We start from the raw sequence: 15,575 nt of genomic DNA on the forward strand, positions 1-15,575 counted from the left end.
CGCCATCACGACATCGGACCTCATCGCTGGGGTATGCGGGTGCCCGAGGCGCCTGGTATGCTCTCGCTCTTGCCATGAAGCGAATCGTTCTCGGTTGGGGGGCGCTGGCTTGGTTGGTGGTCGCGGCGTGCACCTCGGAGTCGACCAACGTCGCAGCCGCGGGAGGGACCGGGGGTGCCGCGGGTGCGAGCGGCGGAGGTGGTGGCAGCGGCGGCAGCGGCGGCGGCGTCACGGGAGGCGCTGGCGGTGGCGGCGGCGACGCCGCGACCTCCACGTGCACCGACGGGAAGAAGAACGGCGACGAGACCGACCAGGACTGCGGCGGGGGCTGTGGGCCTTGCGACAACGGCAAGGGCTGCAAGTCCGGCGCCGACTGCAACAGCAAGGTCTGTGACAAGAACCAATCCACCTGCAGCCCGCCGGACTGTACCGACGGCCAGACCAACGGTCAGGAGACGGCTCAGGACTGCGGCGGGCCCGCCTGCCCGAAGTGTGCCGACGGGAAGGCTTGCAGCGCGGGCTCGGACTGCGGGAGCGCCGTGTGCATCGCGAACATCTGCGCGACGCCCACCTGCGGCGATGGGGCGAAGAACGGCGACGAGACCGGCGTCGACTGCGGCGGCGCCTGCGTCACCTCGCAGAGCAAGACGTGCAAGGACGGCGACGGCTGTGTGGCCGCTGCGGACTGCCAGAGCGGGATCTGCATCGGCATACCCAAGACCTGCGCGGCACCGACCTGCGTGGACGGCGTCAAGAACGGCGGCGAGACCGATCTGAACTGCGGCGGGGGATCGTGTCCCGAGTGCGAGGACGGCAAGCAGTGCCTCGCCGCCGGCGACTGTACCAGCGGCGTGTGCACCGGCAACGTCTGCCAGGTGCCGAAGTGCGACGACACGGTGAAGAACGGCAGCGAAACCGACCAGGATTGTGGCTCTGCGTGCCCGAAGTGCGCCGACACCAAGGTCTGCGCGGCGGCGACCGACTGCCAGAGCGGCGTCTGTCTGGGCAACAAGTGTCAGGCGCCGACTTGCGCCGACGCAGTGCAGAACGGCACCGAGACTGGAGTGGACTGCGGCGGAAGCTGCAGCAAGGGCTGCGCCATCGGCGCGGACTGCACGGTCGGTGCCGACTGCTCGAGCGGCCTCTGCGCCAGCCAGAAGTGCGTGCGCTGGGCGAAGGACTTTGCGACCAGCAACTGGGAGACAGCCGTCGGCTTCGCCATGAGCGGCAGCGGGCGAACCGCCATCTCGGGATACCACTCCGGACCCGATCTCGACTTCGGAACTGGAAAGTTGAACGCCGGCTCCGACTCCAATGCGTTCGTCGCGGTGCACGACTCCGCGGGGTCACCGGTCTGGGCTCGCACCATCGGCCCCTCGGGCCAGTTCGAGGCCGCCGTAGCCGTGGCGATGGACGGCGCTGACGACGTGTACGCGCTCGTCCTGTACTCCGGCGAGCTCGACCTCGGCACTGCGGTCTGTCCCAAGCTGACGGTGAGCAGCTCGCCTTACGGCATGGCGGTGGTGAAGCTCGCGGCTGCAGATGGCGCGTGCATCGGTCAGACCTCGTTGCTCGGCGGTGTCGCGACGTGGGTGCAGCTGGACTCCTGGAAGCCGGGTGGCATCGCGGTCAACGCCGCTGGGGTCGTGGCCGTGACCGGTGCCGTGGTCACCAGCGGACCGGACACCGACATCTTCGTCGCCCGCATCGACGGCGGCAACGTCTGGCAGAAGACCTTCGCGAGCCCGGCGACCAACGATGCCGGGCTCTCGGTCGGCCTGAACGCGGCCGGCGACGTGTTCGTCACGGGCTACTTCCGCGACAACATCGACATCACCAGTCCGGCGCTGACGGCCGTCGGCGGACACGACCTGTTCGTCGCGCGGCTCGCGGCCTCGAACGGCGCGACGGTCTGGGCAAAGAGATGGGGCTGCGCCAACACGGCGCAAGGGTACGGGCCCGACCGCGGCGTCGCGTTGCTCGTCGATCCGAACGACGACGTCTTCGTGGGAGGCGCGGTCATCCCGGGCGCCTGCGACCTGGGCAACGGGACGCCCTTCGGTGGCGTGGGGGAGTCCGACGCCTTCGTCGCGAAGTACAAGGGGACCGACGGGAGCTACCTCTGGCACGCCTTCGCAGGGAGCAGCAGCGTGGACGCCGTGGGCGCCCTCGCGCTGAGCCCCGGCGGCAACTTGGTGCTCGGCGGACACACCAGCGGCTCCAGCATGAGCTTCGGCGAAGCCGTCGGCGCCGGCGGGTCCATCGACGGGTTCATCGTGATGCTCGGGCCGAACGGCCAGCACATCGACTCGCTCACGCTGTCGGGCGCCGGTGAGGAGCGCGTGGTGGGACTGGGCTTCAATCCGAAGGGGGGGCTGGTCGCCTACGGTGTCCACCAGAAGGACACGAACGTCGGCTTCGGATCACTGCTCGCGGGCAACAACGTCTACGACTTGTTCCTGGTGAGCTACGGCTCGACGCTGCCCTGACTTCGAGTCCCGCCCATGATGTGAGCTCGAAGCGCAGCTCGACCGTCACGCGGATGGGGTGCTCGGGCGCCGGCGGCCGCCTTGACCACAATCGTTCGAGCGGTGCCCCTGATGCAGTCGGAGAGGAATTGCTGGGCCTCGGCTAGCCGGAGCAGCGTGGTGCTCGCATGAGTGAAGCCGCGCGAGGGTGGGCTGCACGCCGCCCAGGGGCGGGACGCGGCCGCCGCGCTGTGCGCCCCGGCGCTCAGCTGCCGCGTCTGCGCCTCGGACCACCGGGCTTCCGGGTGCGACGCAGGACGAAGAGCCCGAGCCACGTGCCGAACGCGACGACCCCGGTGGAGTCGCTGGAGCGCGATAGACGACATCCGCCCTCGCCACCGCCCCCCGAGCGCGTGCCGCTGCGCTTCTGGAACCACTCGCCAGGCGCGACCGCCACCTGAAACCGACCCACGCCTCCGCTCGTGTGCTCGACCTTCAAGTAGTACTTGCCGTCGATGCCCGGCGTGTGGAGCTCGACGCGGGCGCGCCCGTCCGGCTGCGCGTCGCTTTCGAGCTCCGTCGCGCCGTCGGTGTCGTAGAGCGTCAGACGGGTCGCCATCGGTCCCGCGTCGTTTGCGATCAGCCCGCCGGTCATCGCGACGTACCAACCCTTCTTGTACCCGTTGAACTCGAGCCAGACCACGTCACCCGGGTGATCGATGCTGACCCACACGGGAGTGAGATCATTGCGTACCTGGACCGCTCCTGCGGGGGACTGCGGCATGGCGAAGCGGCCTTGCGCCTTCAACGTCAGCGAGGCTTCACGCCTGAACGACGACAAGGGAGCTGCCGGGTCCGCGCCGCCCGGGTCGTCACCAACTCCGATCGGATCGACGGTGGCGCCACCGGGATTCAGGGCGAGGACGTCGAGTGTGTAGTCGCCGTCCTCCACCACGTCCGCGATGACGGCAGTGTAGACGCCGTCCTCGGGCTGCTCGTCGGGCGCTTGACCGTCGTCTCGGAAGGCAACCCCGTGCGGCGCGGCCCCGGCTACGCTGCTCGTGAGCGTGCCCGTCACGGAGGCGCCGAGCACCGGCTGTGGTGCCGCCAGCCGAGCGCGCACGAACCAGGGCTCCGGATACTGCTTCCCGCCCACTGTATCCACAGAGAGCGAGAGGCGAGAGTCGCTCCGCGCCCAGATGTGGCGGTCGCCGGTGGAGGTCGATTGCGGCACCAGGCGCGGCGTGTACTTGCCCACCACGGGGCTGGCGATCACGTAGGAAGCGCCTTCCAGAGAAGGCTCGTAGCTGATCCCCGGAGGCAGGTTGGCCGGCGTGACCACGCCGGCGTCCGGGGTAACCAGCTCGAACACCGCCTTGTCGCCTTCCTTCCACGAAGCGCGGAACACGGTCGCTCCGTCTCGCTCGGAGAGCTCCGTCGGCGCCTCCAGCGGCGCGTTGCTCGAGGACGCGGGGTAGAGGCGCACGCCCACCGGCTCCTGCATCTTCAGCTCGGCTTCGATCAGGGGCTGGGACCAGCCCTTGGCGTTCCGGTGCGCGCCGCCTGTCTGGCGGGCCACGTCCTGCATCACGGACGAGCCGGCGTCCCGAACGGCGACGGTGAAGACCGGGATGTTCAGTCCGACGAGCTGACCCAACAGCCACGACTGAGTGGCCACCTCTCCGTCGGAAATCGCCACCACGTACTGGCTGTTGCCGATGGCGGAGCCCTCGAGCAGCAGGTCTCGCGCCTTCATCAGCGCCGCGTCGAGGCTGGTGTTGCCCGCCGGCGGGTTCTTCGCGAGGGCGTCGATGGCGGCGTTGATCTGCGCGCGCGCAGGAGCCTCTCCGCCCAGGGGGATCTTGGTCGGTGGAACCACGACCGTCACGTCGCTGGCAAACTCGAGCACGGCGATCGTGGTGCCGGCCGGCGCGCTGGTCACGTAGTCTTTTGCCGCTGCGACCGCGAGGCTCACCAACGGCACGTTGAGCGCGTTGGGTTTGGCCATGCTCGCCGAGCGGTCGATGGCCAGCACCGCGTAGTCGCCATCCATGATGATGGCCTGAAAGCAGCTCCCGTCGAACGTCGGGTACTTCAGCTTCGCTGGCACGCCTCCTTCCGCGATGGACGGAAAGCCGACGAACGCCGGCGAGCTCCGCGCCTCCCGCGCCAGGAGCTCCCGCGTAGGTCCTTCCACCAGCAGCCGCCACGCCGACTTCTGATAGTGGCGATAGTGCGCGGTCCGCCACTGGGCGGTCTCCGTGTTCGGCGCTCCCTTCGGCGGCGGATCGAGCTTGTCGCAGGTCAGGTACTTCGTGCGCTGATCGGGCGCGGGCGAAGTGATCTCCTTGAGCGTCCACGCCGGGTGATCTTCTCCGGTGTAGTCGGTGTCCAGGCTCAGCGCGGTGATACTGTGTGGATTCCCCATCAACGACTGGACCTGTACGTCGCACGGCCGGGGACGCAGGTAGGGCGGTTCGTTGGGCACCGCCTCTTGCGGCTCCGTGTACTCGTCGCGCAGGAACAGACCGTAGTGGCCGAACTCGTGCGCGAGCACCTTGCCGAAGACCGCCGCGCCGTACTGGTGCGCTGGGCCACCGCCGATCGGGTCGATCTCCCGGAACATGCGGATCTGTCCAGAGTCTTCGCGGAGCGCGCCCAGGGCGGCGTTCGCGCGCCCCTTTGCCTCGGCAACGACGTCCGCCTTGCCCCAGTTCCGTCGCTTGTCGAACACGAAGACCTTGCAGACCTTGAAGCGACCCTCGGTCGCCTCGTAGATCGTGTCCGCGAAGGAGCGCAGACCGGTCTCCAAGTACGCGCGATCGCCCTGACCTGCCGCGGTCTCGCTGATCTTCCAGCTGACGCTCATGACGAGGTCCACGGAGTCGTTCCGGATGGACCGTAGGCGATGCCGCTCCGCGCGGGCCAGGCCCGGAGACAGGGCAACGAGAACGAGCGAAGCCGTCAGAGGGCGTGTCCACCGCGCGAACATGGAACCAGAGACTAGCCAAATCAGTGCGTCCCACCAATCGGCAGAGGAACGATCGAGCTCTCGAGCACCACGAGCGCTGGGCTACGGTGCGCGTCGTCGCGCCGGGCCAGGGCGAGCGAGCTCGGACGAAAGCGAGCGCCGCGCCCTTGGACATTGGCCTTTGGCAGGGGGTTGCTGTCGTGATTGTGGCCGCCGGTGTCAGGCCGAAGGGCGCTACACTCGGGCATGCGGTCCATCCTCCCCGCTCTGGCGCTCGTCGCGGTATCCGGCACCGCCCGAGCCTACGACGCGAACCACGTCTTCATCACCAACCGTGGTGGCAACAACGTGCTCGAGCTGGACGAGAACCTCACCTACGTGAAGAGCTGGTTCGACGGCGCGGGGCTCAGCGTGCCGAACGGTATGGCCTTCGATCCGTCGGACCGCATCTACGTCGCGGACACCGGCAACGACCGCATCGTGGTGTTCGACGCCGCGGGCACGCAGGTCACCACCTGGAGCACCGCGGCGGTGCTCGCACCGCAGGTGGAGAGCCTGAACTTCAACGCCGCCGGCCGGTTGTTCGCCAGCGCGAACCCCGGCAACGGCACCGTCGCGAGCTGGAAGAACGACGGCGGCGATCAACAGGTGCTGGTCAGCGACAGCTCCTACGTGAGCCTCGGTAACGTCAACTTCTCCATGAAGGGCAACGTGCTGCTCGCCGACTTCTCGGGGACGCGCGGCGTGCGGGAGCTGAACCCCACGACGGGCGCGCTCATTCAGGAGTTCGGGCAAGGCAGCAGCAAACACGAGGACATGGTCGTCGACGCCGACGACAACGTCTTCGTCTCCGCCTTCACGCAGAACAAGGTGCTCAAGTTCGACGCGGCGCGGAACCTGGTGGGCACCTACTCGCCGCCCGGCTTGGTGCAGCCCACCGGCATCGTGCTGACCGCTGGCTGTCACCTGCTCGTCGCCTCGTTCGGCACCCACGAGGTCTTCGAGCTCGCCTACGACGGTACGTTCATCAAGAAATTCACGGTGCCGGGGCTCTCACTCCCGGAGAGCCTGGTGATCGCGAAGCTCTCGGTGGCCGGCTCCATCTCCATCGGCAGCCCGGTGCCCGACTGCTCGGGGCCGGATGCTGGAGCCGGCGGGACCGGCGGCGCCGGAGGCAGCGCCGGCGGCGGCGGCTCCGGCGGGTCGAGCGCCAGCGGCGGCGCTGCCGGCGCACCTGGTGGTGGCGCTGGCGCGGGCGGGAGCGGCGGAGGCAACGCCGGCACCGGCGCGGCCGGCGGATCGGGTGGCGCTTCGAGCGGCGGCGCGCCCGCGAACGGCGGGACGACCTCCGAGGACGACGGCGGCTGCGGTTGTCGCACGCGCCCGCGTGGCGCGGGCGTCGGCGCATGGGCGCTCGGTCTGCTCTTCGGGTTCGTGGCGCGCCGGCGCAGGCGACGCTCCCCGCCTTCGCCCCCATGAGCGCCGTCGAGCGGACGTCATCGAGAGGGGACGCCCTCGGGAGCGAGTGTCGTGCTCCGCTCCGAGCACGCTTCGCCTTCACGCGGCGACTGTCGCCGACCCGCGAGGCTCGCGCGCGGGCGGGCGCGAGCTCCCCGCCCGCACCCTACTCGACAGGTACGCGATCTCCTCATGCCGCGCCCGCAGGGCGTCGTCCGCCCAACGCACGGCCCCATCCAGCTCGCCTCCGGCCGTCTCGCGCCAGCGCTCCAGGACACGCCGAGCGAAGGTCCAGAAGCGGAGCTCGTTCTTCTCGATTGCCAAGACGAGGGCTGCGTTCGCGTTCATGCACGGAGCGTGGGTCGCGCGGTCGCATTCGTCGAACAGCAAATATTTCAGCGATCCATAGAGAGAACGGATGGTCGCGCGGACGAGCGACGCTCACATGTAGCGCATCGACACGGTCAAAGTGTAGTCGCCCTTGACGACGCGAAACGCCGCTGCCGCGAACTTCGGCGGGCCGAAGGTCGAAGGAGGTGCGTTGCGCGAGAAGGCGAAGCCCTCGCGCGGGATACCCAGGAAGGTGTTCAGCACCTTGTCCGAGTTCTCGTCATGGAACAGCGCCACGGCATAGGTGCCGGGCGCAACGCCCGCGAATCGGCACGTTCCACGTCGGCTCGCGACCTTGACGATGTCCCCCCTCAGCGCGTGCTCGCCGTCGGGGAAGTGCTTGTCCGAGGCGAACAGCGCGCACACGACCTGTCCCTTGTCGTTGCGGAGCCCCGTGGCGACCACGGTCACCACGCTCGGGGCCGGAGGTGGCGCGGCGATGCCCGCGTCTGCCAAGAGCGTTATCGCCAGGGCAAAGAGCAGGACCCGTTCACGCATGGCGGACCTCTATCGTAGGCAGGTGACAGACGTCCATGAGCCAGGCGACGAAGCGCGCGCGTGCGTCGTATCGCGCGATTTCCCTGCCGATTCCGGCGGCGCGCGCCTTCAGCGCGGCGTCCTCGAAGGCCCGCGAGACCGCTCGCTTCACCTCGGCGGCGCGCAAGGTCCCCGCTCGCAGCAAGATCCCGACACCGGCTCGCGCCATGGCGTCCATCGCCAGGTACTGATCGAGATTCGAGGCGATTCCCACCACCGGTTTGCCCGCTGCCAGCGCCTGGTAGCCCGTGGTGCTGCCGCCGTTGGAGACGACCACCGCGGCTCGACTCGCGGCGAGCTCACCCGGAAGGAGCTCTGCCCAGCGCACGTTGGACGGCGGCGAGGTGAGCTCCGTGCGCCCGGCCGTGGCCACCACGACCTGCACGGGCAGGTCCGCCAGCGCTTCGAGCACCAGCGGCAGGCGCTGCACCTTGCCGGAGGAGCCCAGCGTGACGTAGACCACCGGCCGGGCGGGATCGAGCTCCGCCCACCACCCCGGCGGTGCGCCGGGAGGCTGCCAGGGAATGGCGCCCAGGTAGTGCTCGTTTTGCCGCTTCTGCCGCAGCGGCGCGAGCACCGGCACGTCGGGGAACAACGCGTGGTCCCCGTCGAGCAGGAGCTCGAACAGGTCTTGGATGTCGGCGACGCCATGCCGGCGCCGCACTGCGCGGAACGGCTCGGCGAAGTGGGCGAACACCTTGGGCAGCGCACGCGGAAAGTAGCGCTCCGCGCGCGCCACTCCGACCAGTGAAACGATGGGATGGTCCGGCATGGGGATACGGTCTCGCACGGCGTGGGGGCTCCAGTAGGCGTTGATCAGGTTTGCATACGGCACCTTCGCCAGGCGCGCGCTGATGGCCAGGGACGGGCGCAAGTCCCCGACCACCACGTCCGGCCTGACCCGGGCCAGCACCTCGCGATCCTCTTCGATGGCGGCTTCCAGGCTACGGACGTCGTGGAAGGGTCGCCCCTCGTCCACGGCACGGAGCACCTTGTCCGCCGGCGGGCTCGTCACCGAGATGCGTTCGGCGACGAGCCCGTCGAAGACCAGCGGGTCGAAGCGGGAGGCCGCGAAGACCACTCGCACCTCCGGCGGCACGGCGCGAGCCAGCACCGCGAGGCGGACGACCTGCGCCAGGGTCACGCTCTCCGACACGAAGAGCGCGGTGAGGTCAGCCACTCGAGCCCCGCGCCTCACTTGGTGCTCTGGACGGCCCCGACCGTCCACGACTTGGCGTCGACAGCGAGGAGCTGGAACGCGTTGCTCGTGCCTCCGAGCTTGCCAGCGGCGATGCCGAAGGTGCGCTGACCTGCGGCGATGGTGAGCGGGAACTCGGCGACGGTCGCGGGTGAGCTGGTGGCCGCGACACCCAAGGTGAGCGCGCCAGGGTCGAGACTCAGGCCCTCGGCGGGCGAAGCGTCCTCGTACTTCACGTTCGCGAGCACCTTCGTGGTGACGTTCCCCCCCGACGCGGGGCCGATGTCCACCGCAGGGGCGTTACCGCTCGCGTGGACCACGCGCACCCGGCCCTTCGCGGAGTCATCGAGGGCGAAGCCCTCCTGGAGCGCGATCAATCCGAACGTGGGGGTGGTGGCGGTGAGCTCGCCGGCGGCGATGGCCAGGTACGATTGCCCGGCCTCCAGCGCCGGGGTCGTTGCGCTGGCCGCGGGCGCGGCGGAGGGCTTCGGCGTCGGGCCGGCCTGGGCCGGGAAGAAGTCGAGCGAATACGTCCCAGGCGGGACCTGGAGCGGCGCCATGGCGCCGAAGCCGGCGTTGTCCACGAGCTCGGTCGTGCCCGAGTAGATGTCCACGTTCCCGGCGTCGGGCGAGGCGTGCAGCGCGTACACGCGAGGGTTCTGCTTGATCGCCACCGTCGCGCCCCCCGAGGGGAGCACAGCGATGAGCTGGAAGCCCGCCTCCTCGCGCGCGAGCTTGCCGAGCTGACCGGCCGCGATCACGAAGAGCTCGGCGCCAGCGGGGAGCGGCGGCGTCGTGAACGCGGTGACCGTCTTCCCTCCCGCCGCGATGCCCACCTGAGCCGCCGCACCGGCGGGTAGGTCCACACCGCTCGCGCCGGTGTCTGCGAAGCGCGCGAGCCCCTCGATCTCGGCGTTGGCTGGGTCGTCGTTGCCGACGTCGATGTCCACCGTCGGCGCGTCGAAGCTCGCATGCACGATGCGGACTCGGGCGTTGCCGGAAGCCGGAGCGCCAAAGCCCTCCTCGAGCGCGAGCACGCGGAACCCGTCCTCGTCCTTGGAGGAGCCGATGTCGCCGGCTGCGATTGCCGTGTACTTCTCGTTCGCCGCGAGGGACAGCTCGGGTGTGGTGAACACGGGTGCTCCGCTAGCGGGTGAGCCAGCTGCACGAATGTCGATTTCGAGCTTGCCGGGCGGCAGCTCCAGGTAGTCGGTCGCCTTGCCGTAGGCCAGGTTCGTGACGATGGGCGTCGAGCCCCCCGCGGGATAGAGATCGACCGCCGGCGCCGAAGACGAGGCATGCACCACGCGGAGCTTCGCCATCTGTGTTCCGCCGTCTCCGCCACCGGTTCCGGCCATGCCCGCCATGCCCCCGGTGCCGCCGGTGCCGCCGGTGCCGCCGACCGAGCCGCCCGAGCCGCCTGAGCCGCCGTTGCCACCCCCGCCATCGTCGTCGTCACCACAGCCCGCAAGAGCGAGGGCCGAGGCCGCCAGGATTGCCGACAAGATGAAGATATTGCTGATGAAACCTTGGTTCTTGCGCGCGCGAGAAAGCATGCTCACCTCCGAATTAATGTCTAATCTAAACTTAGACATTAATTCGTCAACCCCCGGGGCACACCGGGTCCTGCCGAAGCGAGGGGTCAGGGCGGCACGATCCTCCTGGGAGGGCCTGTTGAGGCCATCGCTTCAGTAGATGCATCGAGGGCGCACGACCTCGCGGGGGGACCTCCGCCGCGCGTACAGGGGGCCAGTTGGGGCATGGGTGCTTGTCCTCGAAGCTCTCGGGAGTCGCCGGCGAGCGTTCGCTCCACCTGCACCAAAAGCGCGGCATCCACGCGAGATTGTGGCGCCGGAGGCGAGCGCAACGCGTGTCAGCGCTCGCCATGGGTCGCGGCCCAACTACGCTGCCGCGGTCCGCTCACGGCGGCGCGCCGTCGACCTCGACGATCCGGAAACTCACGCGGGCGTTCAGGTCGGGACGCTTCGGCGCGAGCGGCCGCTTCGCGGAGTAGCTTTTGACGCGGAGGGCACCGGGGCGCACTCGCAGGGCCACGAGCCGACGGCGCACGGCCTCCGCTCGCGCTCTTCCGAGCCCGCCGAGTCGCTCGGACGAATCGGCGTGCCCTTCGATTTCCACGACGAAGGGATGCGCGCGGAGCACCTCCGCGACTGCGTCCAGCGTGGTCTCCGAGTCCGTGCTCAACGCGGCGCTCTCCGGGGCGAACGGAATCACGGTGAGGATCATCGGCGTGGATTCGCCGTAGATGGGCACGAGAGCCGCCGCGTCGATCTGCGGGCCGTCCAGAGACGCATCCGCCACGACCGATTCGCTCGCGTCCGCGAGCCGCTCGGGCCCTGCGTCGCTCGGAGCCTTCTGGCCTTGCTGGGCCGTCCCGGGCCGTGGCGCGGGCGAGCAGGCCGCCGCCCCGAGAGTCACCGTGAACGCGAGCTGCGCGGCGCGAGAGAGGCGTACCGACGGAGCGCGAAGCTCCGGCACGTCGCGGAGCGGCTCCGAAGCAGCGCAGAACGGACAGGTCGGGTGTCCGTCGCGCAGGTGACGCGAGCAGCTCCTGCACGGCCGGAGCGCGCGGCTCACGGCACCTCGACCACCTCGAACACCCGCCGGACGATCTGCTCCGCGGTGACCTCTTCGGCCTCAGCCTCATACGAGAGGACCATGCGGTGGCGGAGCACGTCGGGCCCGATGGCCTTCACGTCTTCGGGGGTGACGTAGCCGCGGTGGCGGAGGAAGGCGTGGGCGCGGGCGGCGAGGTTCAGCGCGATGCTAGCGCGGGGGCTCGCGCCGTATTCGATCAGGGGGGCGAGCTCCTTCATGCCCTTCTTCTGCGGCTCTCGCGTCGCGAAGACCACGTCCACGATGTAGTCCTTCACGCGGTCGTCCATGTAGACCTCGCGCACGACCTTGCGGGCTTCCTTGAGCTGGTCCGGGGTGGTGGTCTGCTTGACCGTCGCCTGCACGACGCCCGTCATGCGATCCATGATCGAGCGCTCTTCCTCCCGGCTCGGGTAGCCGACCTTGATCATGAGCAAGAAGCGATCGATCTGCGCCTCCGGCAGCGGGTAGGTGCCCTCCTGCTCGATGGGGTTCTGCGTGGCCATGACCACGAACGGGTCGGGGAGCTTGTGCGTGGTGTCGCCGATGGTGACCTGGTGCTCCTGCATCGCCTCGAGCAAGGCGCTCTGCACCTTGGCCGGAGCGCGATTGATCTCGTCGGCCAGCACCAGATTCGCGAAGATGGGGCCGAGCTTGCTGGAGAACTCGCCGCGCTTCTGGTCGTAGATGACCGTGCCGATGAGATCGGCGGGCAGGAGATCGGGCGTGAACTGGACGCGCGAGAAGCTGGCGTGGATGGCCTCGCAGACCGTGCGCACCGTCAGCGTCTTGGCCAGACCCGGCACGCCCTCGAGCAGCACGTGACCGCCCGCGAGCAGGCCGATCAGGATGCGCTCGATCATGTAGCTCTGGCCGACGATGACCTTGCCGACCTCGGCCATCAGGTCGTCGATGAAGGCGCTCTCCTTCGCGACCAGCTCGTTCAGTGCGCGGACGTCCTGCATGAATCCTCGGGCCTGGGCCTATACCGCGACCGGCGAGCCCGAGACAATCGGGCTGACTGGGGCATTCCCCGGGGTACGTCGCAGCACCGGTGATTCAGGGGCACTGAAGGCCGGCGCCGCCGGTGAGGTAGCCGGCCACGACCTTGACCTTCGACGCCGCCGCCGTCGATCCGGCCCACGAGGTGCTGAGCCGCTGGCAGGTCTTGGTGAAGTGCGCCATCGAGACCTCGACGTCGCCGGGGCTCACGTTGGCGAACAGTCCGATGCCCGAGGTGCTGGTCACGGTGAGGTTCGTGTCCGGGACGTTGCTCGCGTTCAGGTAGAAGGGACCGGAGCCGGACTTCGGCGTGATCGAGTTGGTCACGTTGTCCTGACCCGTGAAGCTGCCCGGCGCGCCCTGGAACGCGGTGGTCAAGATGTGGCCCTTCGTCGGGTCGATGGTGATGCCGACCAGCGACGCCAGCGCGTTCGCCTCGGCAACCGTCGGCGCCATGAACTGGCCGACGCTCATCGGGCCGGCCACCGTCTTTACCGTGACCAGCGTCGGCAGGAAGCTCGCCTTGGTGTACTCGAGCAACACCTCCGCATTCGCGGGCACGCCGCTCAATGCGTAGGCGCCGGTCGTGTCCGTCTTCACGCAGGTCACCGCGGGGTTCTGGTAGAGGCAGACCTGGAGATCCGAGACTGCAGCGCCGCTCACCAGGCCGACGATGCTGCCGGTGATGGTCGTGGTCCCCGCGTCGCTCGTGGTGCCGCCGGTGCCGCCGGTGCCGCCGCCGTCCGCGCCGCCGGTGCCGCCGCCGCCGTCCGCGCCGCTGGCTCCGCCCGAGCCGCCGGCACCGCCGGTTGCACCGCTGCCGCCGCTGCCGCCCATGCCACCGCTGCCGCCGCCGTCGCTCCCGGCGCTGCCGCCGAAGCCGGCCGAGCCGCCGCCTCCCGTGGTGTCTTCCGAGGCTGCGCACGCGCCGAGCGCGAGCAGTGAGCCGAGCACGCAGGCCGGCGCCAACACGAACAGGCGTTTCATCGTCGTAGGGTCGCTTTCTGTGCTGCTCGCGTTCAACGACGGCAGCGTTGGGGGATGTTGACCGTGAGCTGGGTCCGGTCCGTCTTCAGCCGGCACTCGTCCTTGGCCTTCTGGCAGGCGCCGATCTCGGTGCGAAGCTTTACCGCAAACTCGTCGCGCTCGGCGACGAAGAAGCGATCCTTCTCCGAGCGACCCGGCCACTCGATCTCCCAGATGCCGACGCCCAGCTCGAGCTTCTGCACCTGAGTGCCGTCCTTCGGCAGCGCGACCTGCTGGGCCTCGCGCCGGTCCTTGCTGGCGACGTCGTTGCCTGCCACGGGCTTCAAGGTCAACGTGGTCGAGGAGTCCGCGGCCTGCCGCGTGGGCACGCAGGAGAGCTTCTGCTGCTCCACCTTGGCTGTGCAGGCGGTGACGCGGGTGGCTTCGTGCGACAGGCTGACGGTGCCGCGGCGCAGAGGCTCGAGCGAGCTCGGGGGCTGTTGCCCCGCGGCAGACACCAACGGCAACGCGACGATGGCAGCTAGGATCGTGGCTTTCAGCACGCGCATGGATGGTCCCTCCAGCGATGGGGCCGGCCGACCGCCGGCTCGATGGCGGAACGGCCCGGACGGCCGTCCCGACCCACGTTGGACGCACTAACCGCGCGGCCTCTTCACGCGGATTTCGGCCTGGCGCAACCCCGCGGGGGATGTTCCCAGAATGACTCCGCTTTCGCGGAGGCGAGGGCGATGCTAGCCCCATGCACGATGCAGGTGGGTCGGCTCCGAGGGCTCCTCGCGCTGCTCGAGTGGCTCGGGCCCTGGGCGCCGCCCCGGGCGCTGCCGCGCGGGATCCGGCGGGAGACTTGGGTCCTTCGCGAGGGCGATGTCCCGGGCCGCCGCGCGCGCTCGAAGGGCTCGCGGCCGAGGTCGGGCCAGCCCACGCGACTCGAAGCGCGGGTGTTCCAGCCTCGGGGCGAGCGCTCGGGTACCTTCCTGGTCGCGCCCGGGCTGCACTTCGACGGGCCCGACGACCCGCGGCTCGAGCGCTTCTGTCGCATCCTGGCGCACGCCGGCTTCCGCGTGGTGGCGCCAATCCTGCCCACCTACGCCGAGCTCGTCGTGCACGGGTCCGCCGTCGACGATCTCGAGCTCGTCGCGAAGGAGCTCGGCCGACACCTCGAGCCGGGCGAGCGCTTCACGCTGTTCAGCATCTCGTTCGGCTCGTGGCCCGCGCTGGCGGTCGCGGCTCGCCTGCCGGAGCACGTCGATGCCGTGGTCACCTTCGGCGGCTACGCGGACTTCGACGCTGCGGTACGCTTCTGCGTCGACGGCGTGATGCGGCGGCCGGAAGGGGACGTGCAGCTCGCGAGCGATCCGCTGAACCCGCCGGCGTTGTTCCTGAACCTGTTGCCGTGGCTCGAAGTGCCGGAGCGCGATCACGCCCCTCTGGCCGAAGCCTGGCGCGAGATGACCTACCGGACCTGGGGGCGCATGGAGCTCAAGGCGCCGGGACGGCTCGCGCCGTTCGCCGAGGCGTTGCTCGAACGCGTGCCGGAAGCGCAACGCGACTTGTTTCTGCTTGGCTGTGGTGTGCGACCCGGCGGCCCCGGCCTGGTGGAGGCCGCCCTCGCGCGCGCCGCCGAGGCCATCCACTTCGCGAGCCCGCGGCCCGCGCTGGGCGAGCTGGCGTGTCCGCTGGTGGTGTGTCACGGCCGCGACGACGACGTGATCCCCTGGAACGAAGCCGAGAAGTTGCACGCTGCGGTGGCCGGGCGCGTGCCCTCGCGGCTCCTGCTGACGGGTTTGTACGGCCACACCGCTGCCGGTCGCCCGACGCCGGCGGCCCTGGCGCGGGAGGCGGGGACGCTGCTCGAGATCGCGCGCGTGCTCGCCGCAGGCGGGCGGGTGCGCGAGCTGTTCTGACTCGACTTTCGCTGTCTTGGCACGAGCAGACGACCGAAGGAAGC

At 69.7% G+C, this 15,575-nt stretch carries 11 protein-coding genes and 1 pseudogene; 3 read left to right on the forward strand and 9 right to left on the reverse strand.

Going from position 1 to position 15,575, the window contains the following annotated elements; all coding sequences use genetic code 11:
• The first annotated feature begins 161 nt into the window (after positions 1-161).
• Positions 162-263 (forward strand): annotated as a pseudogene (locus HS104_34845) (dicarboxylate/amino acid:cation symporter).
• Between the two features lie 2,470 nt (positions 264-2,733).
• Here the strand turns inward: HS104_34845 and HS104_34850 are convergent.
• A complete protein-coding gene (locus HS104_34850; GenBank protein ID MBE7485134.1) occupies positions 2,734-5,337 on the reverse strand; it encodes a VWA domain-containing protein in 2,604 nt (867 codons plus the stop codon).
• 348 nt (positions 5,338-5,685) lie between these two features.
• Here HS104_34850 and HS104_34855 point away from each other — a divergent pair, with 348 nt between their 5' ends.
• Positions 5,686-6,918 carry a hypothetical protein gene (locus tag HS104_34855; protein MBE7485135.1) on the forward strand — a complete coding sequence of 411 codons (1,233 nt, stop codon included), beginning with the start codon at positions 5,686-5,688 and terminating at the stop codon, positions 6,916-6,918.
• A gap of 78 nt (positions 6,919-6,996) precedes the next feature.
• Here the strand turns inward: HS104_34855 and HS104_34860 are convergent, their stop codons facing one another.
• From HS104_34860 to HS104_34895, 8 genes are all read right to left on the reverse strand, one after another.
• Positions 6,997-7,245, reverse strand: coding sequence for a hypothetical protein (locus HS104_34860; protein MBE7485136.1), 249 nt, complete (start codon positions 7,243-7,245; stop codon positions 6,997-6,999).
• Between the two features lie 93 nt (positions 7,246-7,338).
• Positions 7,339-7,785 (reverse strand): DUF2141 domain-containing protein, encoded by a 447-nt coding sequence (locus HS104_34865; protein MBE7485137.1) that lies wholly within the window; start codon positions 7,783-7,785, stop codon positions 7,339-7,341.
• Entirely contained in the window at positions 7,778-9,004 is a 1,227-nt protein-coding gene (locus HS104_34870; GenBank protein ID MBE7485138.1) for a glycosyl transferase family 1, read from the reverse strand. Before HS104_34870 ends, HS104_34865 begins: the two co-directional genes overlap by 8 nt.
• Positions 9,005-9,018: 14 nt before the next feature.
• Positions 9,019-10,578: a DUF4397 domain-containing protein gene (locus HS104_34875; protein MBE7485139.1), complete on the reverse strand. Its 1,560-nt coding sequence runs from the start codon at positions 10,576-10,578 to the stop codon at positions 9,019-9,021.
• A 364-nt stretch (positions 10,579-10,942) separates the two neighbouring features.
• Positions 10,943-11,620 (reverse strand): OmpA family protein, encoded by a 678-nt coding sequence (locus HS104_34880; GenBank protein ID MBE7485140.1) that lies wholly within the window; start codon positions 11,618-11,620, stop codon positions 10,943-10,945.
• Positions 11,617-12,603 carry a MoxR family ATPase gene (locus HS104_34885; protein MBE7485141.1) on the reverse strand — a complete coding sequence of 329 codons (987 nt, stop codon included), beginning with the start codon at positions 12,601-12,603 and terminating at the stop codon, positions 11,617-11,619. The genes HS104_34880 and HS104_34885 overlap by 4 nt, the downstream gene beginning before the upstream one ends.
• A 94-nt stretch (positions 12,604-12,697) precedes the next feature.
• Entirely contained in the window at positions 12,698-13,627 is a 930-nt protein-coding gene (locus HS104_34890; protein ID MBE7485142.1) for a hypothetical protein, read from the reverse strand.
• A gap of 32 nt (positions 13,628-13,659) precedes the next feature.
• Positions 13,660-14,175, reverse strand: a complete 516-nt coding sequence (locus tag HS104_34895) for a hypothetical protein (protein MBE7485143.1) — start codon at positions 14,173-14,175, stop codon at positions 13,660-13,662.
• Positions 14,176-14,379: 204 nt separating this feature from the next.
• Between HS104_34895 and HS104_34900 the strand changes: the two genes are divergently transcribed.
• Positions 14,380-15,531: an alpha/beta hydrolase gene (locus HS104_34900; GenBank protein MBE7485144.1), complete on the forward strand. Its 1,152-nt coding sequence runs from the start codon at positions 14,380-14,382 to the stop codon at positions 15,529-15,531.
• Positions 15,532-15,575: the final 44 nt, after the last annotated feature.

This window comes from Polyangiaceae bacterium (assembly GCA_015075635.1).
Lineage (GTDB): Bacteria > Myxococcota_A > Polyangia > Polyangiales > Polyangiaceae > JADJKB01.